Source organism: Photobacterium minamisatsumaniensis (genome assembly GCF_050336695.1).
Classification (GTDB): Bacteria; Pseudomonadota; Gammaproteobacteria; order Enterobacterales; family Vibrionaceae; genus Photobacterium; species Photobacterium minamisatsumaniensis.
This window is the reverse complement of sequence record NZ_JAKJSI010000023.1, coordinates 61,539-86,539: the sequence shown is the minus strand read 5'-3', so window position 1 is coordinate 86,539 and position 25,001 is coordinate 61,539. Positions and strand designations below refer to the sequence as shown.

The window sequence follows — 25,001 nt, the reverse complement described above, 5'->3', positions numbered from 1 at the left end:
TAGGCATTAAATTCCAACTGTCATGTGTAGGCCATAGAAGACGCCGCGACCAATAAGCTCTGATAGTAGGATCAGAGCAAAGCTAAGTGCCATAACAGGCACGCCTGGGCGGCTATTCATTAAATTTGGAATAAACCATACCGCGAGTGCAGCCAGCAATAGGCCGACACGAATGATTTGTAGCTGTGCCAGATTAGGGATCAGTTCTGCTGCTGTGGTAACAGAAGTCTGTATTTCACTAAGGCCGATCATTTGGCTAACCAACGCCATTAGGCTTAGCATAACGGCTAATGACCCAACAAAAGGTAGAGCTCGGTCTAAGCCTGCCATTTTATGCTGTGAACTGGTCAAAAGTAGATGACCGAAAATCAAACCTGAAATCACCATGGTGCTCATGAATGCAATCGGTGTATAGACGGTGTTCCAAGTTGGAACCGTGTCTAACAAGTACAATTTAGTCATCGAGAACATGAAGCCACCGCCAACAACCATCGCGGCAAGTAGCAATAGTTTACGTACTTTCTCTGGGCCTTTATCAAGCACTTCCAGCAGCCAGTAACCACCACCTAAAGCAAAGAATAAGCTACCGGTAAAAATCTCATTCGATAACCAAGAGCTTCCGACCATATTCAGCGCATTAAAAGCGCGCAGCGGGCTGCCTAAATGAAGTGTTGAGGCCGCAAAGCCTAGCCCCATAAGTACCCAAACAAAGAACATGGCTTTATGCAGTCGGTCACTAACACCAAAACATAATTTGCCGCTCAAGACCACGGCAGCCAGTAGAATAAATGCACCGACTGCCGTTTGCGCTAAGACGGTGAATAGAATTAACGGCCATTCATGCCAAGCCATGTTATACCTCCTTCGGATTTGCTAGGAATCCGCTGCGGTCACCAGTAGGGCGGGCGTGGCGGTTTGATTTAATCACAATGTTTGGTTTGGTTTTCAACGATGATGGTAATGGAGCCACATCAGCATTGGTACCATATTTTGCTCTCAGCTCATCAATAGGGCCAAACTCAAGTGCACGTAATGGGCAAGAGCCTACGCAAATTGGTTCGAGACCTTGGCCGACACGTTCGTAACAGCCGTCACACTTAGTCATGTGGCCTTTTTCTGCATTGTATTGTGGCGCACCATATGGGCAAGCCATTGAACAGTACTGGCAGCCGATACACTTGTCTTCGTCTACGATGACTAAGCCGTCTTCTTTCCGTTTGTGCATAGCACCTGATGGACATACCTTGGCACAGGCTGGTTCATCACAGTGGTTACATGCGATTGATAGGTAATAAGAGAAGACATCTTGACGGAACGTCGCGCCTTCTTTCACCCAGTTACCCCCAGTGTATTCATAGACACGGCGATAGTTTACGCCGATATCCAAATCTTTGTTATCTTTGCACGATAGCTGACACGTTTTACAGCCTGTGCATTTGCTTGAATCAATATAAAATCCGAGTTGTTTCATGATCTAAACCTTATGACTTCTTCACCAGCTGCACGTCGACTAAATTGGTATGTTGTGGATTACCTTTTGCCAATGGGCTCGGGCGTAGGGTAGTCAGTACGTTCATGCTACCACCGTGATCCACCCCGTTTTTGTCTGGTGCATACCAAGCACCTTCACCGACAGCCATGACGCCAGGCATCATCCGAGGGGTAACTTTTGCTGTTAGGTGTGTTTCACCACGTTCGTTGAAGATGCGGATAGGGTCATCGTTCTTGATCCCACGCGCTTCGGCATCCATAGGGCTGATCCACACTTGTTGAGGTGCAGCTTCCATTATCTGGGTGATGTTTCCGTAAGTGGAGTGAGTACGAGATTTATAGTGGAAGCCCGTTAATTGCAGCGGGTATTTACTGCGTTTCGGATCGTCCCAACCATCATGTGTTGAGGTATAAACGGGTAATGGGTGAATTACATCGTCTGATGGAAGCTCCCACTCGGCAGCAATATTTGCTAAACGCTCAGAGTAGATCTCAACTTTACCTGACGGTGTATTAAGCGGGTTGCTGTCTGGGTCTTTACGGAAATCGGCGTGCGCAACAAAATGTTCCATCTTGCGCTTGTAAATGCCTTGCTCACGCATCGCGTCAAAGCTTGGTAAAGCAGGATCAATCTTACGGGTTTCTGCATATAGGTGACGTAGCCAACCTTCTTGATCTCGGCCTTCAGTAAACTCTTTTTCTATACCAAGACGTTTAGCAACCTCTGTACAAATGTCATAGATGCTACGCGCTTCGAATACTGGCTCAATAGCTTTGCTGGCGAAAATGAAATATGGCATGTTTGCCGCTGCGCCATCCATACAGAAATCGGACTGCTCAGAGGTCGTAAGATCTGGCAGGATGATATCAGCGTACTTTGCAGAAGACGTCATGTGGTTATCAATGACCACAATCATTTCACAGGCTTTGTCATCTTGCAGGATTTCATGAGTACGGTTGATATCAGAGTGTTGGTTTACCAAGCTGTTACCTGCGTAGTTCCAGATAAATTTAATTGGTACATCTAATTTGTCTTTACCGCGAACACCGTCAGCTTTAGCCGTCATCTCTGGGCCACGGAAGATAGCATCGGTCCATAAGAAGAAAGAGATGGCTGTTTTAACGGGATTCTCAGGAATAGGGAAGCGAACAAATGGAATAGATGCGTTACCTTCACGCGCTCCTGTACCGCCACCCGGAATACCGACATTACCTGTTAGAATTGATAGCATCGAAATCGCACGGGCAGAGAGTTCACCGTTGGCATGACGCTGAGGTCCCCAACCTTGGAAAATAGCACATGGCTTAGCTGAACCGATCTCTCGCGCTAGTTTGATGATGATATCAGCGGGAATCCCTGTAATATCAGCAGCCCAAGCAGGGGTCTTTTCTAGGCTATCAGCGTCACGTCCTAGAATGTAGGATTTGTAGTCAGAATTTGCTGGCGCAGAGGCTGGCAAGGTCTTCTCGTCATAGCCCACACAGTATTTATCAAGAAATGGCTGATCAACCAAATCTTCAGTGATCATCACATGCGCCATACCAGCAACAAGCGCGGCATCAGTACCTGGACGAATTGGGATCCATTGATCTTCACGGCCACCAGCGGTATCGGTATAGCGCGGATCAATCACGATCATTTTTGCGTTTGAACGCTGTTTTGCTTCTGTTAAGTGGTGAATTTGACCACCACCAGACATACGGGTTTCTGCTGGGTTGTTACCAAACTGGACAATCAGTTTAGTATTCTCAAGATCTGAGAATGAATTATTCGCGCCGCTACCATAGGTGTAAGGCAAGCTTGCTGCGATTTGTGCTGTTGAATACGTACCGTAGTGGTTTAGATAACCACCGCTAAGGTTCATTAGGCGAGCAAGTAAACTTGAACCCGGAGGCCATGACTTAGTCACCGTACCGCCTAGCGTACCTGTACCGTAGTTCAGGTATACCGCTTCACTGCCGTACTCTTTGCGGATACGAGTGAGGTTGTTGGTGATATCGTCAAAAGCTTCATCCCAGCTAATGCGCTTAAATTTGCCTTCACCACGCTTACCCACACGTTTCATTGGGTATTTCAGGCGATCCGGATTGTAGACGCGGCGGCGCATAGAACGCCCACGTAAGCAGGCACGTACTTGGTGATCACCATAAGTATCGTCACCGGTGTTATCGGTTTCGACCCATTTAATTTCACCATCCGCGACATGCATTCGCAATGGGCAACGGCTACCGCAGTTAACGGTGCAAGAGCTCCATACCACTTTATCGTCGGTATTTGTTTGCGTTGAAGCAGCAGCAGGGCTTGATTTAAAGGGTAGGGATATAGTTCCAGCGACAGCGGCAAGTCCACCTATCGCTGAACTTGTCTTAACAAATTCCCGACGAGTAAACTTTGGTGCTAATAGCTGTTTTAATTTGGTTTTCATAGCACGACATTCTCTGTGTTATTAATGACACATGTATTTAGATAGGTCGCCTACTTATTTAGAGGTAGGTGACTTTTGTCTATTTTTCTCATGCCGTGCTACTGGTTAACTTTGTTTTCTGTCAATAAATGGTATATATGCGAGCACATCGAATAGTTGCATACTTAATACGTGAGGAGTATCTCATTTTCAAACAGGGCATCTGCAGGTAATGAGAATCATTAATTTACTGTAGGTGTTTAATAGCATTGAAGTTTGTTTTAGAGCAAGTTACTCGCTTTAGTGATCAGATAATGTGTTTATCAATAAAGGTATATCGCTGTCGATATTATTGAGAGGTAGCATGAACAACATTGCAACAATTGCGCGGATTTTAGGTAGTTTCTTTTATTTTCCGTTATCGCATGAGAACAATGCACAGCTGCTGGCTGCATTAAAAGAAAGTGATGATATTAATGAATCACCGTTTGGCGAGTTGGTTGAGCTAATAGCAACAACAGAGCAAGAGGCTGTTGCGCTGGACTTCCAACAATTATTTGAAGGCTGTGAAGTCATGCCTGCTCCGCCATGGGGATCTGTATATCTGGATCGTGAGCAGATTGTTTTTGGTGATTCAACCATTCGTTATCGTCACTTTTTAGCAAGCATCAACATGTCACTTGATACGGGAATGCGTGAACCAGAAGATCAATTTGGTCTGATGTTAATGGCGATAGCGAATATTATTGAAGAAAAGCAAGATGTTGAATTGGTAAAAGTACTTTTGGCTGAACATATACTACCTTGGGCAACGCATTATTTAGAGTTGGTGCAAAAACATGCACAGACCAAGTGCTATTCATTGCTTGCTGAAATTGCACAAGCATGGCTGGGTATGTTGCAAGAAGAGCTTGAAATAACGGCAAAAGATTTAAAAATTTACTTCTAATGCCTTGATAACGGTATGCACGTACTTCTATAGATCGGGTTCTACCTTCAATGAACGATAAGAATCGAGATTAACGGGTAACATAAAAGTGGTGAGTTGCTCAATGGCTTGGTTACGTACAGTAAGGTGATTAGTTTGAGTTATATTCAATAACTCGCTGATTGCCTGATAACGTTTGCTGCTGACTTTCTTCTTCGTAAGGTAGTCAGCAAAGAATGCTAATTGCACTGAAGAATCATTAAATTCGCCGAGCTTATCTTGTAACTGCTTCAGTTGATTGATTTGTTCTTTCACCGATTTCTTCGGTAATAAAGGACTAAAAAACTCGAGTAAATACCGAAGTTTTTTACAGTTAATTCGTAGATGATGGAGATCTGTGTCGGGGCTTTGCTGTGTGATATGCAAGCAACAATGCTCTACCTGTGTGAAGTGATGCCATAATATTGACCGCCCCTGTTTAAAGTCATTACTTATGGCTGAGCGTTGTTTCGGTGTTTTTAATTCTTCTAATTGTTCACTGATATGTTGGCATTGTTGTTGGTACTGATCTTCCTTTAACCACTTTTTAAGCGCTTTAAACGCAATACCTCGTTGATCTTGTAACTCATCAAAAAAAAGCGTTAATCCTTGGTGATAACAGTGCTCAAGATCGTAGAAGTAATCATCCATTTTCAAAAGAAAAACATCCAGATCCCGTAGTTGATTGGTATTTTGCATCAAGATCTTAAGAACATCTTTAAGGTCACTTTTCTGCTGCTTGGTAAATAAGGGCTTTAATAAGCTGATTAAAGCCCGACAGCGGCGTAAAGACACACGGTATTGATGTAAAAACTCAATATGGTCATCGCGGATGATCCCTTTTTCGTGTTGTCGTGCATGTTGAAACTCAGCGCTTAGGAAATGGTAAGTCGGGAGGGAATACTCAGTGTTATGCGTTAACGAAACGACTGCTTTTTTACGTTTGGGTAATTTTAATTGATCACGTTTTGTAACTGTCATTATCCACCTCAAGCAGCTCTGTATAACCTTAGCGCTTAATTGAATTCATGGTGAGTAAAAGGATGAGAATAATGATGAAAAACTACAGCTGCCAGCTAAGCGGGATATTGGCAATATGACTTTACGCACTGACTTTACATTTCATTAACACTGTTTGAATTGATGACTTCTCATCTTTAGCGACTTACTGCTAATTCTATAGTAAGTCGATAAAAAGGATGAGTGAGATGACTGATAACCCATTAGGTACAAATGGCTTTGAGTTTGTTGAATACACCGCACCAACCCCTGAAGGCTTGGCGAAGCTAAAGCAGCTATTTCATTTGATGGGCTTTGCGGAGGTCGCGCAGCATAAACACAAGTCGGTTTGGCTGTATCGTCAAGGGAGCATTAATTTTATCGTGAACGGTGAAGCGCATTCACAAGCCTCTGGATTCGCAGGTGTGCATGGGGCAAGTGTTAACGCAATGGCTTTTCGTGTCGCAGATTCAAGCCAAGCGTTAGCTTATGCAGTTTCGCAAGGGGCGACAGCGTGTCCTGCACAAGCAGGGCCAATGGAACTTAATATTCCCGCAATTTATGGCATCGGTGAATCATTAATTTATTTAGTTGATCGCTATGGTGATCACGACATCTATGAAGTTGATTTCGATTATTACCCGGATTATCAAAAACGGCTTGCTGCATGCGATGCTGGTTTAGGGGTTATTGACCATCTTACCCATAACGTAAAACGCGGCAATATGGATCTGTGGGCAAGCTTTTATGAACGCATTGCTAACTTTAGGGAAGTACGTCACTTTGACATTAAAGGTAAAATGACCGGTTTATTGTCACGCGCAATGACAGCGCCCTGCGGTAAGATCCGTATACCGATTAATGAGTCGAGTGATGACAAATCTCAGATAGCCGAATATTTAGAGCAGTATAATGGTGAGGGGATCCAACATATCGCCTTAAGTACTGACGATATTTTTGCGACTGTCACCAAGTTGAAAGCAAACGGTGTCGGTTTTATGAATACGCCTGATACTTATTACGAAGGGATCAGCAAGCGTGTACCGGATCACCACGAAGATGTTGCTAAGTTAAAGGGACTAAAAGTCCTAATAGATGGTGATGAAACTGGTATTTTACTGCAAATATTCACGGATACGGTTATTGGCCCTGTGTTCTTTGAAATTATTCAGCGCAAAGGTAACGAAGGGTTTGGTGAGGGTAATTTTAAAGCCTTGTTTGAATCTATCGAGTTAGATCAAATTCGACGTGGTGTACTGAAGGTTGGGAATGAATCCTGAATAGCAGTATGTGCAATGTCATTTAGCCGGTTAGACCGGCTAAATGATTTTAATCGTACTTATTCAGTCATCGCGAGGTAGTAAGCATCAAAGTTTCTTAATGGGCTTAAAATTTCATTGTTCAGATTAAAGTYTGTCACCAATGGAATTTGCTGTTCACTGATCCCACCATGAGAGCGCAGCGTCCCACGAAGGTGGCTTAAATCATGATGCTCGCGTGATTTACCCACTACATAGTTTTCTTCCGTAACAATTATAATGTCACCAATGCGATCTTCCGCTAGTTCAAAACGTAGTGCCGCTTCATTTTTTGTAAGAACCTCTGACACCCCTTCGACTTGCGATAGATATACTCTGATATCTTCAATTAAGTGGCTTTCTTCAACATATACCGCGGCAAAAGATCCTAGCGCACTGTGGTGGGCAACATAAGGGTCAGTAATTGGCAATATGGTTCGGAATGATCCGGTATCGAAATGTGCAGTTAAGATTTCATCAATGAACACAATATTCGCCTTTCCTTCATGGTCAGTTTTTGCGTTCATGCCATGATCTGCAGTGATCACCAATTTAGCACCGAGTTGATCGAGTTGGCTAAAATAGCTATCTAGCATGGCGTAAAAGCTTAGTGCACCTTCTTGCTCTGGTGCATAGGTATGCTGGATAAAGTCGGTTGTGGTCAGGTACATTAAATCGGGGGTTTCTTGCTTTAACAAGGCAACGCCAGCCTTGAATACGAATTCACTGAGCTCTGGGCTATATACATCAGGTGTCTCCATACCAATAACAGCCTCAGCATTATCGATACCATGCTCTGCGAGTGTGGTTTGGTTCGCAAGCTCTGAAGAGAAACAAATAGCTTGTTTTTGGCTGCAATCAAGGCCGTGACTAAGCATGGCACGTAGTTTGTCTTTTGCTGTAATCGCGATGACTTTAGCACCAGCATGGTGAAACTCACTTAAAATCGTAGGAACGCGCAGTAGCTCAGGGTTTGTCATCATGACATCTTCAGTGCCATTGAAGTAAAAGTTACCGCAAATACCGTGTTCTGCTGGTGGTGTCCCCGTAATAATCGACATGTTGTTCGGGTTGGTGAAACTTGGGATCACACAATGTGAAATGTGGTTAAGCTGTTTTTGATACAGGCTTGCCATGTATGGCATTCGCCCCTGCTTAATTGCTTCTTCAAAGTATTCTGGGGCATTGCCATCAATACAAATAACAACAACAGGTTGAGATGGTAGACGGTATTGACGATTGTTAATTGTGAGTGCGATGTTTTTCATTTTTTCTTTTCCTTAAGATTAAAATACCAATTCAATGCTGTTGTGAGGCCAACAACCGTCGCTAAATTCTATTAATGTGCCATCTTCAGCTACATTGAGCGAAGTGGTAAGTAATGCAGGTGTTGCAGAGCTTTGCTCTAGCCACTTTGCATCTTCTTCGTTTAAGAAGCCTACGCGTACTCTTGTTTCCAAGCGTTGGTAATGCTCAAAGCCGTAATGCTTATAGACACTTGTGACACTTTTATCTTCTGCGTAGATTCGATCAAATTCAGGGAAAATATGTGTCGGAAAATACTTCCTGTTGAGCAGGGTGGGTAATCCATTGACATACCTTAGGCGCACAAGTTGCCAGACCGGTTCAAATTCTTTAATCCGTAATTCATCAGCAATATTAAATGTTGCTGGAATTATGGTTAAAGAAAGGGTTTCCGATTCAACCTCCATATCAGAGGCTTCTAACCCAGTAGCAAATCGTTGGTCGCCTCGGATTCGGTACTGGCTTAATCGTTGTTTAACAAATACGCCTTTACCGTGAATGGAATAGATAACGCCTTGCTGTTGCAATAAGTTAAGAGATTTACGAACGGTCATTCTTGTCACGCCAAATCGTTCTGCCAAGATATTCTCACTTGGAAGCGCAGTATTTGGCGGATAGATATCTCGTTTGATTTCATTCAATAATGTTTCGTAAATTTCTCGCCATATGGCTTTTCTTTTTGTATTCATATTCTTCTATAGCTGACTATTTAATTATTTTTCTACGTAAAAAGTTACTTAATTGTTCGACTGATAACACAAGAACAAAAATCATTAAGATAATGGTTGTTGCAGTGCTGTAGTTAAACATGTCCATGGCAACTTTTAGTTCAATGCCTATCCCACCTGCACCCACTAACCCGAGAATAACGGAGGAGCGGGTGGCTTTTTCCAGAGCAAAGATGGAATCATTAATAAATGACGGCATCGCGTTAGGAATAACCGCGGCAAAAGTGACATCTAAGGTGTTACCTCCCATGGTACGTATTGCTTCTTGTGGTCCTTTATCTTGCTCTTCCATTGATTCAGCAAAAAACTTACCTAAGAATCCAATGGTATCAATTGCAATTGTCATGGCTCCGGCAATCGGCCCTAAACCGACGGTAATAACAAACACTAATGCCCAGATGAGATCGGGTACCGTCCTGAAAAATGAGATAGTATTTCTCATAACAAAGCGTATTGCCGGATGAGATGAAAGGTTTCTTGCGGCAAGTATGGCCATCGGAATACTGACGATGATACCGATAACGGTGCCACACAGTGCCATCAAAAACGTTTCCCATAGCAATTTGCTGAGCATCTCAATACGCGTGAGGTTGGGCGGGAACATTTGATCGATTAAGCGACCAATTCTAGGTGCACCATCAAGGATGGTTCCAAAATTAAACCCTATTTGGGTAAATGCGGTATACACCAAAGCAAACGCCACAATACCGAGTACAAAGGATAGCGATGATGGTGTTTCAAGACGCTTTGGTAGCTTAAGCGTAGTCATAAATCGCCCCTAACTTCTCAACAGTTGTATCGCTACTGGCAACATCGAGATCGACTTTGCCATTTTTTAGTCCAATAATGCGATCTGCATATTTCACGGCATGGGATAGGTGGTGAGAAATAAACACCAAGGTTACATTTTTCTCTGATGCTAATTTAGAAAATAACGACATAATTTCTTCACCGGCTACAGGGTCAAGGCTGGCGACAGGTTCGTCGGCAACGATTAAGGTAGGTTGTTGCATTAAGGCTCGGGCAATTGCAACTCGCTGAGCTTGACCACCTGATAAGCTGCCTGCAGGGCGAGCGGCGAAATCAGCTAGGCCGACTTGTTTCAGGCACTCTATCGCTTCTTCTCTAAGGTGCTGTGGAGCGGTAGTCTGAGTCCAACACAATGGCCGAAAACGTGTTCGACCTAATGCACCGTGAAGGACATTAGAAAGCACGGATAAGCGCCCCATAATATTGTGTTTTTGGTGAACAAAACCGACCTTCGCTAATATTTGTTTATTTGCTCTGCTACCTTGGTTGATATGAAGCGATTGGCCAAAGAAACTCACTTCTTTAGCTCGGCTTTCGATAATGCCAAGACAAGCGCGCATTAGTGTTGATTTCCCCGCCCCGTTAGAGCCGATGATGGCAATTTTATCACCTTGTTCAATATCAAGATCTAAGCCTTGATACAGGTAGTCAGTTCCATTAAATGTGACGTGAAGATCCCTGACTTTCAACGCTTGCACACTGGCTTGGGTTTGCGCTTGTGGACATGCAATATCAAACAGAGAGTGCTCTTGTAATGTATTTGCAGCTGACATGTTATTCTCCGAGGAACTTGTCAAATGACATCAGGCCTACAGATTGGTACATACGACGAATGTAGTCATAATCGCTATCGTCAACGTCTGTGAGGAAGCGCCCACCAGTGTACTTTTTATTCATTTCAGCACTCATGATAGCGTTAAGCATTTCTTCCTGATTGTCTGCAAAGGCACGGCGAACGAGTTCGATGTCTGATTGTGATACATGCTTACCTGCAACAATTTGGTCATTCGGTAGGTCGGGGCCACGGCCGATGACCTTAAAGCCCTCATTAGGGAATAGCTTTCTGATGCCATCGAGGTAGGCACTACTAATAGCAACGGCATCGACATCACCACGTAGCATGGCTTCGACAGATACATTGCGATGTAGGTTTAATGCTCGGTAATCAACACCTTGTTTCAGGCCATGATCAGATAATAGCTGGGCAGGAGCGAGGTGTTGAGAGGTTGAACCAACATCACCAAAAGCGATGGTTTTCCCTTTGAAGTCCGTCAGACTATTCAGCTCTGAATCTGCAGTCGTAAAAATTTTGCCGAAGTAATTCATTCGCTGCCAACCGACGACTGGCGTTGCTTTTGCTCTTTGACGAAAAATCACATATTCAGCAGGGCCAACTAAAGCAAAATCGAGTAGTTCACTATTCAGAGCTTCAACCGCAGAGTTACGGCTGCTAACGGGATAAAATTCGACACTCTTTCCTGTGAGTTCTTCTAATTTTGCTTTGAATGGCCCGAAATTTGTATGTAAAGCCTCAAGCCCAGCAACTTCGGTCGCGGCAAATTTAATGGTATCAGCGGCTAGCGCGACCGGACTGATTATAAGCGAGCAAGCAACAGCGAATTTCTTAAATGACGACTTCATATTTAGCATCCTGGCTATAGAAATTGAATATAGGTAAAAATGGGTCTTGTATACGCTTGTCACCACTTGTGTATACAAGGTGTATTATTGATTGAGTTTATGACAGTGAGATAAATATCCGTGACATTAAGATGATGCTTTTATGTCTTTACGCAGCGGGTCTATAGAGAGTGCTGTTTAATTAAAGAGCAGTTCAAATCGGCAATAAGTTTCGAAGCGAAACTTATTACCTTGGTTTTGGCTCTTTTAATGCCTTGATAATAGGACTTTAAGCAAAATAATTGTGCTTTAAGTTATGTTGTGAAATAATTTACCTATAATTTAAGTTCTGAAGTGAAATTTAAGTGCGTAAACGAAACACTCAAGTAAGAAGGCATTCGATTACTCAGCTGGTTCAGCAAAAAGGTGAAGTCAGTGTTGAGGCGCTTTCTGAGCTATTCGAAACATCGGAAGTTACGATTCGAAAAGATCTCACTTATCTAGAAAAAAGCGGCCAACTTCTTCGACGCTATGGTGGGGCGATAGCTTTGCCACAAGAAGCGGTCGATGAAGTATTGAATGAATCTGATCACACCTCTGCCGCGAAAGAGTGTGTTGCCGATGCTGCCATCGCGTTAATCCGAGACCATAATCGCATTGTGATTGACTGTGGCAGCACAACGGGCGCATTAGTGTCTAAGCTTGGTAGCAAGAAAGGCTTAGTGGTTATGACGAACTCATTGCCTCTTGCGAATGCAATTAATGAACTTGAAAACGAACCAACACTTCTGATGACTGGCGGAACTTGGGATAGTCATTCTGATTCGTTTCAAGGTCAAGTGGCCGAGTCGGTACTTCGTTCTTATGACTTTGACCAACTATTTATAGGTGCAGACGGTGTTGACCTTTCCCGTGGCACAACAACATTTAACGAATTAATTGGCCTTAGTAATGTCATGGCAGAAGTTGCTCGTGAGGTCATCGTAATGATTGAGTCTGAAAAGGTTGGAAGAAAAATTCCCAACCTAGAACTCGGTTGGGATGCCATTGATATCCTTGTTACAGACAATGGCTTACCCCATGAATACAAAACTCAAATTGAATCTCATGGCGTAAAAGTTATTTGCGCCAAGTAATAATTAATCTCCCCCATTTCCCAATTTAGTCGGTTTCTATGGGGCAACAATATTTAAAATGGAGAAATAACATGTGTGGAATCGTAGGTGCGGTAGCACAGCGTGATGTAGCAGAAATTTTAGTAGAAGGTCTACGTCGTCTTGAATATCGCGGATATGACTCAGCAGGTGTGGCTGTTGTTGACAGTGAATCGAACCTAACGCGCGTTCGTCGYCTAGGTAAAGTGCAAGAGCTAGCAGACGCAGTAGAAGCACAAGAAGTGCTTGGTGGTACTGGTATCGCACATACTCGTTGGGCAACACACGGTGAGCCTTCTGAAGCTAACGCCCACCCACACATGTCTGGTGACATTGCGGTCGTACACAATGGTATTATCGAAAACCATGAAGCGCTACGTACTATGCTGCAAGGCCGTGGTTATGAGTTTACATCACAGACTGATACTGAAGTAATTGCTCACTTAGTAGAGTGGGAGCTTCGTACTTCAGATTCTTTGGTTGAGGCGCTACAGAAAACAGCTAAGCAACTTGATGGTGCTTACGGTACTGTTGCGGTAGACCGCAAAGATCCAAGCCGCATTGTGGTTGCTCGTTCTGGTAGCCCAATTGTAATTGGTTTCGGTGTGGGTGAAAACTTCCTAGCATCAGACCAACTTGCTCTATTAAGCGTTACTCGTCGCTTCATGTACCTAGAAGAAGGTGATGTCGCGGAAATAACCCGCCGTGAAGTCACTGTTTTTGATGCTTTTGGCGAACGTGTTGAGCGTGAAATCGCAGAGTCGAACGCTGAGCATGATGCAGGTGATAAAGGTCAATACCGTCACTTCATGCAAAAAGAGATCTTTGAACAACCAACAGCATTGATCAATACAATGGAAGGTCGTATTACGGACAATGCAGTTGTTACAGAAAGCATTGGTGTTAAAGCGGTAGAGATTCTTAATAAAGTCGAACACGTTCAAATTATTGCCTGTGGTACTTCTTATAATGCAGGTCTGACGGCGCGTTATTGGTTTGAATCATTGGCTGGTGTTAGCTGCGACGTTGAGATTGCCTCTGAATTCCGCTACCGCAAGTTCGTGACTCGTCCAAATAGCTTGTTGATTACGCTTTCTCAGTCTGGTGAAACGGCTGATACATTAGCCGCGCTACGCTTAGCGAAAGAAAAAGGCTACATGGCAGCTATGACAGTATGTAACGTGGCTGGCTCATCGCTTGTTCGTGAATCTGATTTTGCCTTTATGACTCGTGCAGGAACAGAGATTGGTGTTGCTTCTACGAAAGCTTTCACCACGCAGTTGTCGGCACTATTAATGTTAGTGACAGCACTCGGTAAGCAGAAGCAGCTGATTAGCCGTGAAAAAGAAACGGAAATTGTAGAAGCGCTTCATGCACTACCTAAGCAAATTAATGCAGCTTTGGCTTACGACAAAGAAATTGAAGCATTGGCGGAAGACTTTGCCGATAAGCACCACACGCTATTCTTAGGTCGTGGTGAGTTCTACCCAATCGCAGTTGAAGCATCACTAAAACTAAAAGAAATCTCGTATATCCACGCAGAAGCGTACGCCGCTGGTGAGCTGAAGCATGGTCCATTAGCATTGATTGATGCTGATATGCCAGTAGTGGTAGTTGCACCAAACAACGAGTTGTTAGAGAAGCTAAAATCGAACATTGAAGAAGTGCGTGCCCGTGGTGGTTTATTGTATGTTTTCGCTGATGAAGACGCAGGCTTTGAAGCTGATGAAAACATGAAGATTATTACGATGCCTCATGTTAGCGACATCACCGCCCCTATTTACTACACGATCCCGATGCAGCTACTGTCTTACCATGTTGCCTTAATTAAAGGCACAGATGTCGATCAGCCTCGTAACTTGGCTAAAGCGGTAACGGTTGAGTAATAGAGTTTAGATTGAATTGTTGGTGTGTAGAAAAGTAATAAAGTCTCATACCAAGCAATAAAGAATCATACTAAAAAGGCAGTGAAGAGTTATCTTCGCTGCCTTTTTGTTTGTTGTAGACACATTTCCTAAATTGTTTTTGTCGGGTGGACGACACTTGTTACCAAGTGCCGTCTCCCTAAGAACCCAGCGTGCAACTTTCACTGCACTAGGCTCAAGCCTCCACAAAGGCATCAAAATGATACCCAGCAACTTATAACGCAGTCGGGATAGGCTCTCTCCAAGAGTTACGAGCTAGCCTTTTGGACTTTCTCTTTTCCAAGTATTCTTGGTATTGAGGGTCAAATGGTGTCGCTGYACTTCGGATTTTCACATGCCTTTCTATCGGTACTTTGGCTATTTGGACGAGATTGAACTGGCAATCCATATCCGTAATCTTCTGCCAACCGTGAAACTGCCATTGGCCTTTGCGGTTGATGAAGTATTTTAGGGCGATCCAAGTTCTAGATTTTGTTGGATGACGCCTTTTAGCCCAGTGCCATAACGTATGGAATAGCTTGTGACCTACATATCCGAATACCTGTTTAGCCACGCAGTGTCGATAGTAGTTCGACCMCCCCCTGAGTTTCGGATTTATCAGTTTGATAAGATCATTCACTGAAAGGGTTACGTGCTTTTTGATGAGTTCACGCAGATTACTTAAGAATATCAACGTGTTGGATTTACTCGGCTTAATGAGTAATTTTCCTTTGTACTTCCTATGATTGAAGCCTAGGAAATCAAAGCCATCGTTGATGTGAGTTATGTGCGTTTTCTCTTCGGAGAGTGTTAAGCCTCTTTCCGCTAAGAAGTCAGCAATCAACGGTTTGATATCGTTCTCAAGCACTTCCTTTGAAGCGCAAGTGACCACGAAATCGTCGGCGTAACCAATAAAGTTGGCTCTAGCGCCCTTTTTGAGGGCGGTGAACTTTATCTGTTGTTCAAGGCCAGCGAGAGTCATTAACATCAAGGTTGGGGATATAATCCCACCTTGAGGCGTGCCTTCGTTGGTGTCATAGAACAACCCTTTGTCTACAAAGCCAGACTTTAGCCATTGTCCCAACATACGCTTATCAACGGYAACATTGTCCATCAGCCATTGATGCCCGATTTTGTCGAAACAGGCTTTGATGTCCCCTTCAAGAACCCATTGCGCTGAACGTTTCTGACTCAGGCAGATAAAACACTGCCCGATAGCATCAGCTGTGCTGCGTCTTGGTCGAAAACCGTAACTGTTAGGGTCGGCAAGGCTTTCCGATACGGGCTCTAACGCTAATAGGTGAAGCGCTTGTTGCGCTCTGTCTATCATACACGGGATACCCAGTGGTCGAAGTTTGCCGTTCTTTTTGGGGATATAGATGCGCTTGAGCGGTCTAGCTTGATAAGCTTTTCGACTCATTTGATTAACTGCTTTCATGCGGCGTGTATCTGTATTCCAGATAACACCATCTATTCCAGACGTTTTACTGCCTTTGTTTTGAGATACTCGCTTAACAGCAAGAAGTTTTGCTGAACGCGAGTGAGTCAGTATCCATTGCAAGGCTTTCACTTTGCCGTGTTTACCTTCTCGAGTTGCCTTTGCGATACGCATCTGAAGCTTTAATACATGCGACTCAACAGATTTCCAGTCGACGGACTGCCATTGAGCGCTGTCAGGAGAGGCACTAATCTCTTTTGAAATCATCATTTGCGTTTCTCCTTGAATAAAGTTCTTCAAATTCTCTCGCAACGGGAGACCAGTCGGAAGTGGGCTCACTTTCGTGATCAGACATTAGTCTGTATCTGCATCGTTACAATGCAGCCTTCGCTTTTTCCAACCTCCTATACCTGCATCACTATCGGCCACACAGGCTTTCCCAGAGGGAGTGATACAGGCTTACCGTGTTCCGTATGTCGCGCAATGTCAGGGTAGATGCCCGCTATGGTGCGAAGAGTTCAATGATCACGAAAGAGCATGGGGCAATCTCTTTCCGACTCTCGTGCCTTTTGSCTACAGCGTATTAACCACTTCCGCTGTTTCATCACATAACGCACCTTACGCGGATTCACTTCTGTTCATCATACTGACTACCTAGCACTCACCCGATTGTGGTTATCAGGAGGATCGTCCTCTTACGATTTAGATCCCGATTGGCAAATGCCAATCTTCGTTACATTGTCGGAGCCGCTACTTTATTCAGGCTCTTAGGTTCATCTGGTGATACAGATGGTTCACACATTAAGCGGTGAACAGCGCTTCATACGACTTCACGTCGCACGCCCCATTATGAGTTAGAGCAAGCGATCTAGTTGCAAGCTTAGCTGCTCAATTCAATAAGTTTCTTTAATACAGAAGCCATGACCTCATCAGGTCGTTCTAGGTAGACTTATAAAATTTTATTGCTAAAATACGCCGAATTAATCCACAAAACAAAAAAGGAGGTTAACCATGACTTTGTGTGCTTTTTTCTTCGCGCACTTTTTTGGCAATCAGCCAAGCTCAAGTTTATCTGGTATCGTGCTGCGATAACCGAGCTTGAGCGAAGAAACAATTAAGACAGTCTAGAGTCTCTTCCCTCTAGCTTACGAGGTTATTGTCAGCAATTTCTGACGATAGGCGTTGTTTCGCCTAAAAAAACTTGAGTAAGCAATGAGCACTTTATTATCTGCCCAATCTATTGATTTTCACACCACTTCAGCACCTTTGTTTGAAGAGGTTTCTTTCACCCTAAAACAGGGTGACCGTATCGGACTTGTTGGTCACAACGGCTGCGGTAAAAGTACGTTATTAAAACTGCTTTGCGGCAAAATAGAACCCCGCTCAGGCGATATCTCAATCGCCAAAAATTGTCTTTTAGAGCAAGTAGAGCAGCACCTGCCTTCCGAATTAGAGCATTTGTCTATGCTTGAAGCAGTCGTTGCAAAACTCCCTATAGACGAGCGTTATCAAGAGCAATGGCAAGCTGAATTTCTTCTTTCTGATATGGGCTTTTCACAACAGGATTGGAGCCTAAACGCTGGAACTCTAAGTGGAGGGCAGCACACACGCCTTTTGCTAGCTAGAGCACTCATCTCACAACCAGACCTCTTGTTGCTTGATGAACCTAGCAACCACCTAGATCTACCTACACTAATATGGTTAGAGCAGTTCTTATTGAATTGGAAAGGTAGCTTTGTCCTAGTTTCCCATGACAGACGTTTGTTAGATAAAGTGACAAACTGCACTTGGATTCTTAGAGATAACTATCTTAGTTATTTCCAACTTCCCTGTTCACAAGCTTTACAGAAGCTTGAAAAAGTTGATGAGGCTGCACTGCAACGCAATTTGACTGAACAAAATGAAATTGACCGTATTGAAAAAAGTGCAAAGCGCTTAGCTATCTGGGGGCGAGTCTATGACAATGAAGATTTGTCTCGAAAAGCTAAGCACATGGAGAAGCGTTTAGAGCGACTAAAAGACTCCCAAACCCAACTAACTTCAGGTACTCCTTGGCAACTTACCTTAAAAGGAGAGTCTATGAGAGCTGATAGGCTATTACGCCTATCTAGTTTAAGCGTTAAGCCTTCACTTGATGCACCTGAACTGCTTCAGGTTCTGGAGCAACAAATCAAGAGTGGAGATCGAGTTGCAATAATAGGTAGCAATGGCTGCGGTAAGTCGTCAATGCTCAGAATGCTGTGGCAAAACTATACACAACAGGCAGATATTATTGACAAAATTCAATTTCACCCTCGTTGTCGGTTAGGTTTTTACGATCAAAACCTGAAGCAGTTGGATGACAATGACTCGCTTATTGATTCATTAGGTAAGTTTTGTGATCTACCAGAAGAGCGTCGAAAAATGGCTCTGATCAGTGCAGGTTTTGAGTTTACTCGACATTCACAGCTAATTAGTAAGTTAAGTGGCGGAGAGCGTTCCCGTTTACTGATGCTTGGGCTTTCTCTAGCTCAGTACCACCTACTAATGTTAGACGAGCCAACAAATCACCTCGACCTAGATGGAAAAGATGAGTTGGCTGACACCTTGAAACAATTTCAAGGGGCAGCGCTGTTAGTGACTCACGATAGAGAATTAATCGAAAAATGCTGCAACCGCTATTGGTTAATTAAAGATGGGGGACTAAGTGAACGACATGATCTTGAGAAACTATACTCGGACATTGACTCTGTAGTGGGCAGTTCAAGTGATGCCACTGAATACACGACTGAAAAAGAAAAAGTAATTGAGCCTATACACAAGAACTTTATTAGTTGTACACCTGAAGAGGAGATGCTGAAAAGGTTGTTTGATTTAGAGACTTTGCTAGAAGATGACTTACGACGTAAGCCTAAGCATCAAAAGCAAAAACTACAGCAAAAATGGCGTGATGAGATAGAGCAAATCACCACGAAGTTACGCCTAAAATAACGAGTGGATACAAGATGACTAATAGTAATAAAAAAACTCCTGCTTCTGTTACAGAGCACAATAAAAACGCTTGGGATAAGTATGTTGATGAAGAAAGAAGTTGGACAGTACCTGTTTCAAAAGAAGCGGTAGCACTCGCTAGAAAAGGAGAGTTTTCATTGAGCTTAGGAGCAGATGGAATTGTTCCACGAAACTGGTTCCCTGAAGATTTTCAGGGTAAAAAAGTGCTTTGTTTGGCGTGTGGTGGTGGTCAGCAAGCACCTATATTGGCGGCAGTTGGCGCTGATGTAACAGTTATGGACATATCACCTAAACAACTCGCACAAGATTTGAAAGTCGCTGAGCGTGAGAGTTTGAAAATCAAAACTGTTCAAGGTGATATGCGTGATCTGTCTATGTTCAAGGATGGGGACTTTGACGTTGTTTTTTGTCCAGTATCAATAACCTATATCCCTGAGTTGACAGCCTTTTATGCAGAAGCTTATCGAGTATTAGTCAGTGGAGGTATTTTCATGTTGGGAGCACCTAATCCAGCAATCTACCTCTTTGACGGAGATCTTTGGGAACAAGGGATCTATCAGATTTCGAACTCATTACCGTTTAATTCACTTGATGAGTTGGATGATGAACAAGCTAAACAGTTTATTGAAGAAGGTCGAGCAATGGAGTATAGCCACACTCTATCTAGTATCATTGGAGGGCAAATAGCAGCGGGGTTTGTTATTGATGGCTTTTACGAAGAAAACCTGAACGAGGGACTAAGTGATTACATCCAAGATTGTTTTGCAACTAGAGCTCGTAAGATCTAGAACATAAGTCAATAGAAATACGGCATCCTATAGTTGGGGTGCCGTCCATGTAAGTGTCAGGTTTAAAAGCGTGGCATGAATTTAACTAACCCACTAATTCCAAATTTACGTATTTACTCTAACAAGGTTTTGTCCATATACGAGTCAGCCTGTTCAGATTGACTCATTGTGTCCCTTTATCTATTAGCTCCATGTTTAACGAGAGTTTGGAGGTAGAACTTTACCCTACAAAATGTTATCGACGCATGGCATCACCATATGTAAAGGCTGGTCAGCCTCGCGTTTACTGGCGGAGCCCTGCTTTGCGTTCTTGCGTTAACCGTATTTCGCGCAGCATGTAAAGTGAGTTGTCGTGCAGCCTTTGGAGTAGATGTTATTTCAGCGAGCTTAAGCGCTTGTTCCTTAAATTCTGTGGTGTGCTTGATGCATGTTTTGATGTTTGTCATTGTTTACCTAGCTAAGTGACTTTACTCGCTTAAAGAGGTGCTTAAAGCTGCTGATACAGGTCACGACAAGTAGCTTATAAAATTTATACGAATCCAATTTCACGCTGCACCAACTTGTACATCTTTGCACTATGAAGGTGCTTTAGCTTTGATAAATCAGGTTTTTATTTGAGTTTAACCTATTGTTTATGGTGACTTTAGAATTGGCACGATATTTGTATTACTTATAAATGTTGCTCAGGAGAATAATGTCAGAGAACAAGATTTTGATCGCAAACTCTGACCACAATTTGGCAATAGACATCTAGGGTTCCGGCTGTAAATGCAGTGTCTGGGTCGAGAGATGTCAACCTCACACGAGGTCACACGGAGGGATAGAAGCCCGGGAGATCAAACCAATTTGGTTATGCCTCCTGTGCCGGTATCTAAGTGACTCGTGGAGGAAACCCCAATGAAATCTCAAATTAAAAAAAGCCTGTTTGCAATGACATTAGGCGCTACATTATTTACTTCTGCATATTCCCCATCAGTGCTTGCTGAAGAAAAACAAAAGTTCACCCTTGCGTGGTCTATCTATGTTGGTTGGATGCCTTGGGATTACGCTGATCATAGTGGAATTCTCGATAAGTGGGCAGACAAATACAATATCGAGATTGATGTGGTACAAGTTAATGACTATATCGAGTCAATCAATCAATTCACTACAGGTCAATTCGATGCAACGGTCATGACCAATATGGATGCATTGACGATTCCAGCTGCCAGTGGGGTTGATTCAACCGCTCTAGTTGTGGGTGATTTCTCTAATGGTAATGATGGCATCGTACTTAAAGGGAATAAAAGCCTTAAGGATCTTAAAGGACAAGATATCAATCTTGTTGAGCTTAGCGTTTCTCACTACCTAATGGCTCGTGCATTAGAAAGTGTTGGTCTTAGTGAAAGAGACGTAAAAGTAGTCAACACCTCTGATGCTGATTTGATTGCCGCCTTTAGCACAAACGATGTGACCTCAGTCGTTACTTGGAATCCTTTATTGAGTGAGATCACTGCTCAACCTAATACTTCTCTTGTCTTCAACTCCTCAAACATTCCAGGTGAGATTATTGACCTCTTGGTCGTGAATACCAATACGCTAAAAGATAACCCCGCTTTAGGTAAGGCATTAACTGGTGCATGGTATGAAATCATGTCGATTATGCAGTCACCATCAAAGGGGGATGAAGCGAAATCTTTTATGGCGCTAGCTTCAGGAACAAATCTCGATAACTATAAATCCCAGTTAAATGCCACCAACATGTTCTATTCTGCACAGGATGCGGTGAGTTTTACGACAAGTCCTAACCTGATGAGCACAATGCAAAAGGTAAGTGAGTTTTCGTTTGAGCATGGCCTTTTAGGTGATGGCGCACCAGATGCTACTGTCATTGGTGTTGAAACACCTGCAGGCGTCTATGGTGACCCAACCAATATAAAACTTCGTTTTTCTTCTGAATACATGCAGATGGCAGCAGATGGCAAGCTGTAATCGCGGTATCAAGTTATTGAGTACGGAGTTGTTATGACTAAAGTAATTAATCGTTACCCATCTAAGTTTGGGCGAGTGATATTGGGTGTGATGCCGTTTCTTATCTTGCTTGTGGCTTATTTGGTCGCATCGGACGCCAGATTGGCTGCTAACTCTGCAGACAAGCTACTTCCTGCATTTAGCAGCTTCGCTGACGCGATTGATAGAATGGCATTCACACCAAGTAAGAGAACGGGTGAGTACCTCATGCTGCAAGACACCTTGGCAAGTCTTGTTCGGTTAGGCTGGGGAGTAGGAGTAAGTGCCTTGTTGGGTTTATCACTTGGCATCGCTACAGGGATTATACCGCTGGTACGTTCGTCACTATCACCAGTGATCACTGCGGTTTCACTGATTCCACCAATGGCGATCTTGCCAATATTATTTATTTCTTTTGGTGTCGGTGAGCTTTCTAAAGTGGTGTTGATCGTGATTGGTGTCGCTCCAATCATTGTTCGTGATATTCAGTTACGAGTACAAAGCCTACCAGATGAGCAATTGATCAAAGCACAAACCTTGGGAGCAAACAGCTGGCAAATTATTATTCGCATTATATTGCCCCAAATTGTCCCTAAGCTAATCGAGGCGGTACGACTTACTTTGGGCAGCGCCTGGTTATTTTTAATTGCTGCTGAAGCCATTGTTGCAACTGAAGGTTTGGGCTATCGCATATTCCTTGTTCGTCGATATCTTTCTATGGACGTAATTCTGCCTTACGTGATGTGGATTACGATATTGGCATACAGCATGGATTGGCTCCTGCGACTGGCATCCCAAAAGTTAAGCCCTTGGTATCACCAATCTTAAGGAGACAGTAATGGCTGATCAGAAAACTATTCTAGAAATTAAACAGGTATGGAAGGAGTACGGTGGCAATATCGTATTGGAACGCCTCAACCTGACCGTTAATCAAGGTGACTTTGTTAGTATCGTTGGCGCGTCTGGTTGCGGTAAAACTACGTTTTTAAACATGCTGTTAGGCACAGAAACACCATCGCGTGGAAGTATCATTTTAGATGGTGAGCCGCTTTCCCAAGAACCAGGAATAGAACGAGGCATTGTCTTTCAAAAATACTCGGTATTTCCTCACCTGACAGCACTAGAAAACGTGATGCTGGGCTTTGAGTTTGAATCTCAAGGTGTCTCCAGCAAGTTGTTTGGACGTTTGTTTGGTGGCAAAAAACAGCAGGCAAAAAAGCAAGCACAAGACATGCTGGTTCAAGTTGGTCTGCTATCCGCTCAAGACAAGTACCCTCATGAGCTTTCTGGCGGTATGAGGCAGCGTTTGTCGATTGCTCAGGCATTGATCAAAAAACCAAGAATCTTACTTTTGGATGAACCGTTTGGAGCGCTTGACCCTGGTATAAGAAAAGATATGCACGTATTGGTTAAGTCTCTTTGGAAAGAGCAGAATCTGACTGTGTTTATGATCACACACGACCTTGGCGAGGGTTTCCATTTGGGCAATAGATTATGGGTCTTCGACCACTCTCGGCACGATGAGCAAGCACCAGAACGATTTGGCGCACAAGTAACGTTTGATATTCCGACAGAACAGGTTAATCAAGCAGAACCCGAACTATTACTTAAAAAAACGGCATAAGGAATTGAATATGTTATCGGAACAGGACGTGATTTTTTCAGATATGCTGCCAGGTGCAGCACACTGGTCGATGGTCGTGCCTAAAGGGCGCACTGTGCGTTTTAAAGATGTCGAAGGAGGCGCAAACTTAAGTGTTCTTTTCTACAATCCGGCGAATCTATTAGAGCGTTACAATGCACCAGATACGTTGAAATGCCAGCATACATTCAAGCTATCAACGGGTAACTGCTTGTATTCTGATATGGGCCGAATCTTCTGTTCTATCGTTCGCGATGATACAAGATGGATTGATACCGCTTGTGGGGTGGCGAATAAGAAAAAAGTCGCTCAAAAGTGGGGTGAGCGTAGCTACCAAACTGAGCGTAACTTGTGGAAACAGAATGGTTACGACGCTCTGTTGGTTGAAGTCGCAAAATATGGTCTAGGTAAACGTGACCTTGCGGCAAACCTAAATCTATTTAGCAAAGTTGCGACTGATGAGGTAGGAAACCTCAAGTATGAGTCAAACCATAGTCAAGCGGGTGATTGTATCGAGCTGCGTTTTGAGATGGACACGCTAGTGGTGATGACCACTTGTCCGCATCCACTTAACCCTTCAGAAAGCTACCCATATAAACCTGTCGAGCTAGCGCTATTTGAGTCTGAACCATTACTAGCTGCTGATGAGTGCCTCAACCATCGTGAAGAAAATGTACGTGGTTTTGAGAATAACCGCCGTAATGTTGCATCTGTAAAGCCCGATGGCGAGCACCATGTAGTCAGTCACTGTTGTTAAAGGAGTAGAACATGATTGTAGAAAGTCAATTAGAGTCTAATAAAGCGCTATGTCGAGATGTGGTACCTGCCGGGGACTACTACATGAAGGTAGTAAAGAAAGGGCAAACTATCCGCATTTTGGATTTAGAGGGAAACCAAGCCGCTGACACTCTGTTTTATAACGCCAATGACCCTTCAGAGCGTTATAGCGCAATTGATACTATTCGAGAACAAGGTAACGTCTACCTGAGCGCTGGTACACAGATCCTCTCAGATCTTGGTAATGTCATGCTAGAAATTGTCGCTGATACTTGTGGAAGGCACGATACTCTAGGCGGAGCGTGTGCGACAGAAAGTAATACAGTTCGCTACGCTATTGATAAAAAATGCATGCACGCTTGTCGTGATAGCTGGCTGCTAGCTGTTGCTGAGAACGAAGAGTTTGGTATGACCAAGCGTGATATTACCCACAACATCAACTTCTTTATGAATGTCCCTGTTACGGCGGAAGGTGGATTGACCTTTGCTGATGGTATTAGTGGTGCAGGTAAGTATGTTGAGCTAAAGGCACATATGGATACCATCGTACTGATGTCTAACTGTCCACAGCTCAATAACCCGTGTAATGCCTATAACCCAACACCTATTGAGGTTTTGATTTGGCAATAATTCAGCAAGGCAGCTGAAGAACGAGCAAGGGACGACCCTCGTAGATGCTCTTTGTTGTTCCAGGA

The 25,001-nt window shown here is 43.6% G+C and carries 21 protein-coding genes and 1 riboswitch; of the genes, 11 read left to right on the top strand and 10 right to left on the bottom strand.

Annotated elements, in window-relative coordinates; genetic code table 11:
* Nucleotides 1-6: 6 nt before the first annotated feature.
* From L4D78_RS13015 to L4D78_RS13005, 3 genes are read right to left on the bottom strand one after another with little or no spacing between them, the layout of a single operon-like run.
* On the bottom strand, nt 7-852 hold the full coding sequence (locus L4D78_RS13015) for a DmsC/YnfH family molybdoenzyme membrane anchor subunit (RefSeq protein ID WP_428467320.1): 846 nt from the start codon (nt 850-852) through the stop codon (nt 7-9).
* Between the two features lies 1 nt (nt 853).
* Complete coding sequence (locus tag L4D78_RS13010; RefSeq protein ID WP_428467319.1) at nt 854-1,471, bottom strand: DMSO/selenate family reductase complex B subunit; 618 nt, start codon at nt 1,469-1,471, stop codon at nt 854-856.
* A 10-nt stretch (nt 1,472-1,481) separates the two neighbouring features.
* Nucleotides 1,482-3,917 carry a DmsA/YnfE/YnfF family dimethyl sulfoxide reductase gene (locus tag L4D78_RS13005; RefSeq protein ID WP_428467318.1) on the bottom strand — a complete coding sequence of 812 codons (2,436 nt, stop codon included), beginning with the start codon at nt 3,915-3,917 and terminating at the stop codon, nt 1,482-1,484.
* A gap of 343 nt (nt 3,918-4,260) precedes the next feature.
* Between L4D78_RS13005 and dmsD the strand changes: the two genes are divergently transcribed.
* The gene (gene dmsD, locus L4D78_RS13000; protein WP_428467317.1) at nt 4,261-4,845 is read left to right on the top strand and encodes a Tat proofreading chaperone DmsD; all 585 of its coding nucleotides are present in this window, start codon (nt 4,261-4,263) and stop codon (nt 4,843-4,845) included.
* Nucleotides 4,846-4,872: 27 nt separating this feature from the next.
* Here the strand turns inward: dmsD and L4D78_RS12995 are convergent, their stop codons facing one another.
* Nucleotides 4,873-5,844, bottom strand: coding sequence for a CHAD domain-containing protein (locus L4D78_RS12995; protein WP_428467316.1), 972 nt, complete (start codon nt 5,842-5,844; stop codon nt 4,873-4,875).
* A gap of 218 nt (nt 5,845-6,062) precedes the next feature.
* On the opposite strand from L4D78_RS12995, the gene hppD reads away from it, so the two are divergent.
* Nucleotides 6,063-7,142: a 4-hydroxyphenylpyruvate dioxygenase gene (gene hppD, locus L4D78_RS12990; RefSeq protein ID WP_428467315.1), complete on the top strand. Its 1,080-nt coding sequence runs from the start codon at nt 6,063-6,065 to the stop codon at nt 7,140-7,142.
* Nucleotides 7,143-7,201: 59 nt separating this feature from the next.
* Here hppD and phnA read toward each other — a convergent pair whose 3' ends face one another.
* From phnA to L4D78_RS12965, 5 genes are read right to left on the bottom strand one after another with little or no spacing between them, the layout of a single operon-like run.
* Entirely contained in the window at nt 7,202-8,428 is a 1,227-nt protein-coding gene (phnA, locus tag L4D78_RS12985) for a phosphonoacetate hydrolase (protein WP_428467314.1), read from the bottom strand.
* Nucleotides 8,429-8,446: 18 nt separating this feature from the next.
* Nucleotides 8,447-9,154, bottom strand: a complete 708-nt coding sequence (locus tag L4D78_RS12980) for a GntR family transcriptional regulator (RefSeq protein WP_428460794.1) — start codon at nt 9,152-9,154, stop codon at nt 8,447-8,449.
* A gap of 16 nt (nt 9,155-9,170) precedes the next feature.
* Nucleotides 9,171-9,962, bottom strand: coding sequence for a phosphonate ABC transporter, permease protein PhnE (phnE, locus tag L4D78_RS12975; protein ID WP_428467313.1), 792 nt, complete (start codon nt 9,960-9,962; stop codon nt 9,171-9,173).
* Nucleotides 9,949-10,776: a phosphonate ABC transporter ATP-binding protein gene (locus L4D78_RS12970; RefSeq protein WP_428467312.1), complete on the bottom strand. Its 828-nt coding sequence runs from the start codon at nt 10,774-10,776 to the stop codon at nt 9,949-9,951. The genes phnE and L4D78_RS12970 overlap by 14 nt, the downstream gene beginning before the upstream one ends.
* A 1-nt stretch (nt 10,777) precedes the next feature.
* Entirely contained in the window at nt 10,778-11,644 is an 867-nt protein-coding gene (locus L4D78_RS12965; protein WP_428460791.1) for a PhnD/SsuA/transferrin family substrate-binding protein, read from the bottom strand.
* A gap of 344 nt (nt 11,645-11,988) precedes the next feature.
* On the opposite strand from L4D78_RS12965, the gene L4D78_RS12960 reads away from it, so the two are divergent.
* Both L4D78_RS12960 and glmS read left to right on the top strand, forming a co-directional pair.
* On the top strand, nt 11,989-12,759 hold the full coding sequence (locus L4D78_RS12960; protein ID WP_428467311.1) for a DeoR/GlpR family DNA-binding transcription regulator: 771 nt from the start codon (nt 11,989-11,991) through the stop codon (nt 12,757-12,759).
* 71 nt (nt 12,760-12,830) lie between these two features.
* On the top strand, nt 12,831-14,663 hold the full coding sequence (gene glmS, locus L4D78_RS12955) for a glutamine--fructose-6-phosphate transaminase (isomerizing) (protein ID WP_428467310.1): 1,833 nt from the start codon (nt 12,831-12,833) through the stop codon (nt 14,661-14,663).
* A 253-nt stretch (nt 14,664-14,916) separates the two neighbouring features.
* Here the strand turns inward: glmS and ltrA are convergent, their stop codons facing one another.
* On the bottom strand, nt 14,917-16,389 hold the full coding sequence (ltrA, locus tag L4D78_RS12950) for a group II intron reverse transcriptase/maturase (RefSeq protein WP_428467309.1): 1,473 nt from the start codon (nt 16,387-16,389) through the stop codon (nt 14,917-14,919).
* Nucleotides 16,390-17,331: 942 nt separating this feature from the next.
* Between ltrA and L4D78_RS12945 the strand changes: the two genes are divergently transcribed.
* From L4D78_RS12945 to L4D78_RS12915, 7 genes are all read left to right on the top strand, one after another.
* Entirely contained in the window at nt 17,332-19,089 is a 1,758-nt protein-coding gene (locus tag L4D78_RS12945; RefSeq protein WP_428467308.1) for an ABC-F family ATP-binding cassette domain-containing protein, read from the top strand.
* 14 nt (nt 19,090-19,103) lie between these two features.
* Entirely contained in the window at nt 19,104-19,898 is a 795-nt protein-coding gene (locus tag L4D78_RS12940; protein WP_428467307.1) for a class I SAM-dependent methyltransferase, read from the top strand.
* A 739-nt stretch (nt 19,899-20,637) separates the two neighbouring features.
* Nucleotides 20,638-20,735: riboswitch (guanidine-I (ykkC/yxkD leader) on the top strand.
* Between the two features lie 60 nt (nt 20,736-20,795).
* Nucleotides 20,796-21,869, top strand: coding sequence for a putative urea ABC transporter substrate-binding protein (locus L4D78_RS12935; protein WP_428467306.1), 1,074 nt, complete (start codon nt 20,796-20,798; stop codon nt 21,867-21,869).
* A gap of 33 nt (nt 21,870-21,902) precedes the next feature.
* Nucleotides 21,903-22,715 (top strand): ABC transporter permease, encoded by an 813-nt coding sequence (locus tag L4D78_RS12930; RefSeq protein ID WP_428467305.1) that lies wholly within the window; start codon nt 21,903-21,905, stop codon nt 22,713-22,715.
* Nucleotides 22,716-22,725: 10 nt separating this feature from the next.
* Entirely contained in the window at nt 22,726-23,511 is a 786-nt protein-coding gene (locus L4D78_RS12925) for an ATP-binding cassette domain-containing protein (protein WP_428467304.1), read from the top strand.
* 10 nt (nt 23,512-23,521) lie between these two features.
* A complete protein-coding gene (locus tag L4D78_RS12920; protein ID WP_428467303.1) occupies nt 23,522-24,286 on the top strand; it encodes an urea amidolyase associated protein UAAP1 in 765 nt (254 codons plus the stop codon).
* Nucleotides 24,287-24,297: 11 nt separating this feature from the next.
* Entirely contained in the window at nt 24,298-24,936 is a 639-nt protein-coding gene (locus tag L4D78_RS12915; protein ID WP_428467302.1) for an urea amidolyase associated protein UAAP2, read from the top strand.
* Nucleotides 24,937-25,001 lie beyond the last annotated feature (65 nt).

Bases quoted from the DNA above. Each gene is read 5' to 3' on its own strand.
- L4D78_RS12930 (WP_428467305.1), top strand. From the start codon at position 21,903: ATGACTAAAGTAATTAATCGTTACCCATCTAAGTTTGGGCGAGTGATA.
- L4D78_RS12970 (WP_428467312.1), bottom strand. From the start codon at position 10,776: ATGTCAGCTGCAAATACATTACAAGAGCACTCTCTGTTTGATATTGCA.
- L4D78_RS13015 (WP_428467320.1), bottom strand. From the start codon at position 852: ATGGCTTGGCATGAATGGCCGTTAATTCTATTCACCGTCTTAGCGCAA.
- L4D78_RS12965 (WP_428460791.1), bottom strand. From the start codon at position 11,644: ATGAAGTCGTCATTTAAGAAATTCGCTGTTGCTTGCTCGCTTATAATC.
- phnE (WP_428467313.1), bottom strand. From the start codon at position 9,962: ATGACTACGCTTAAGCTACCAAAGCGTCTTGAAACACCATCATCGCTA.
- L4D78_RS12995 (WP_428467316.1), bottom strand. From the start codon at position 5,844: ATGACAGTTACAAAACGTGATCAATTAAAATTACCCAAACGTAAAAAA.
- L4D78_RS12935 (WP_428467306.1), top strand. From the start codon at position 20,796: ATGAAATCTCAAATTAAAAAAAGCCTGTTTGCAATGACATTAGGCGCT.
- hppD (WP_428467315.1), top strand. From the start codon at position 6,063: ATGAGTGAGATGACTGATAACCCATTAGGTACAAATGGCTTTGAGTTT.
- L4D78_RS12925 (WP_428467304.1), top strand. From the start codon at position 22,726: ATGGCTGATCAGAAAACTATTCTAGAAATTAAACAGGTATGGAAGGAG.
- L4D78_RS12945 (WP_428467308.1), top strand. From the start codon at position 17,332: ATGAGCACTTTATTATCTGCCCAATCTATTGATTTTCACACCACTTCA.
- L4D78_RS12940 (WP_428467307.1), top strand. From the start codon at position 19,104: ATGACTAATAGTAATAAAAAAACTCCTGCTTCTGTTACAGAGCACAAT.
- L4D78_RS13005 (WP_428467318.1), bottom strand. From the start codon at position 3,917: ATGAAAACCAAATTAAAACAGCTATTAGCACCAAAGTTTACTCGTCGG.
- L4D78_RS12920 (WP_428467303.1), top strand. From the start codon at position 23,522: ATGTTATCGGAACAGGACGTGATTTTTTCAGATATGCTGCCAGGTGCA.
- dmsD (WP_428467317.1), top strand. From the start codon at position 4,261: ATGAACAACATTGCAACAATTGCGCGGATTTTAGGTAGTTTCTTTTAT.
- L4D78_RS12980 (WP_428460794.1), bottom strand. From the start codon at position 9,154: ATGAATACAAAAAGAAAAGCCATATGGCGAGAAATTTACGAAACATTA.
- L4D78_RS13010 (WP_428467319.1), bottom strand. From the start codon at position 1,471: ATGAAACAACTCGGATTTTATATTGATTCAAGCAAATGCACAGGCTGT.
- L4D78_RS12915 (WP_428467302.1), top strand. From the start codon at position 24,298: ATGATTGTAGAAAGTCAATTAGAGTCTAATAAAGCGCTATGTCGAGAT.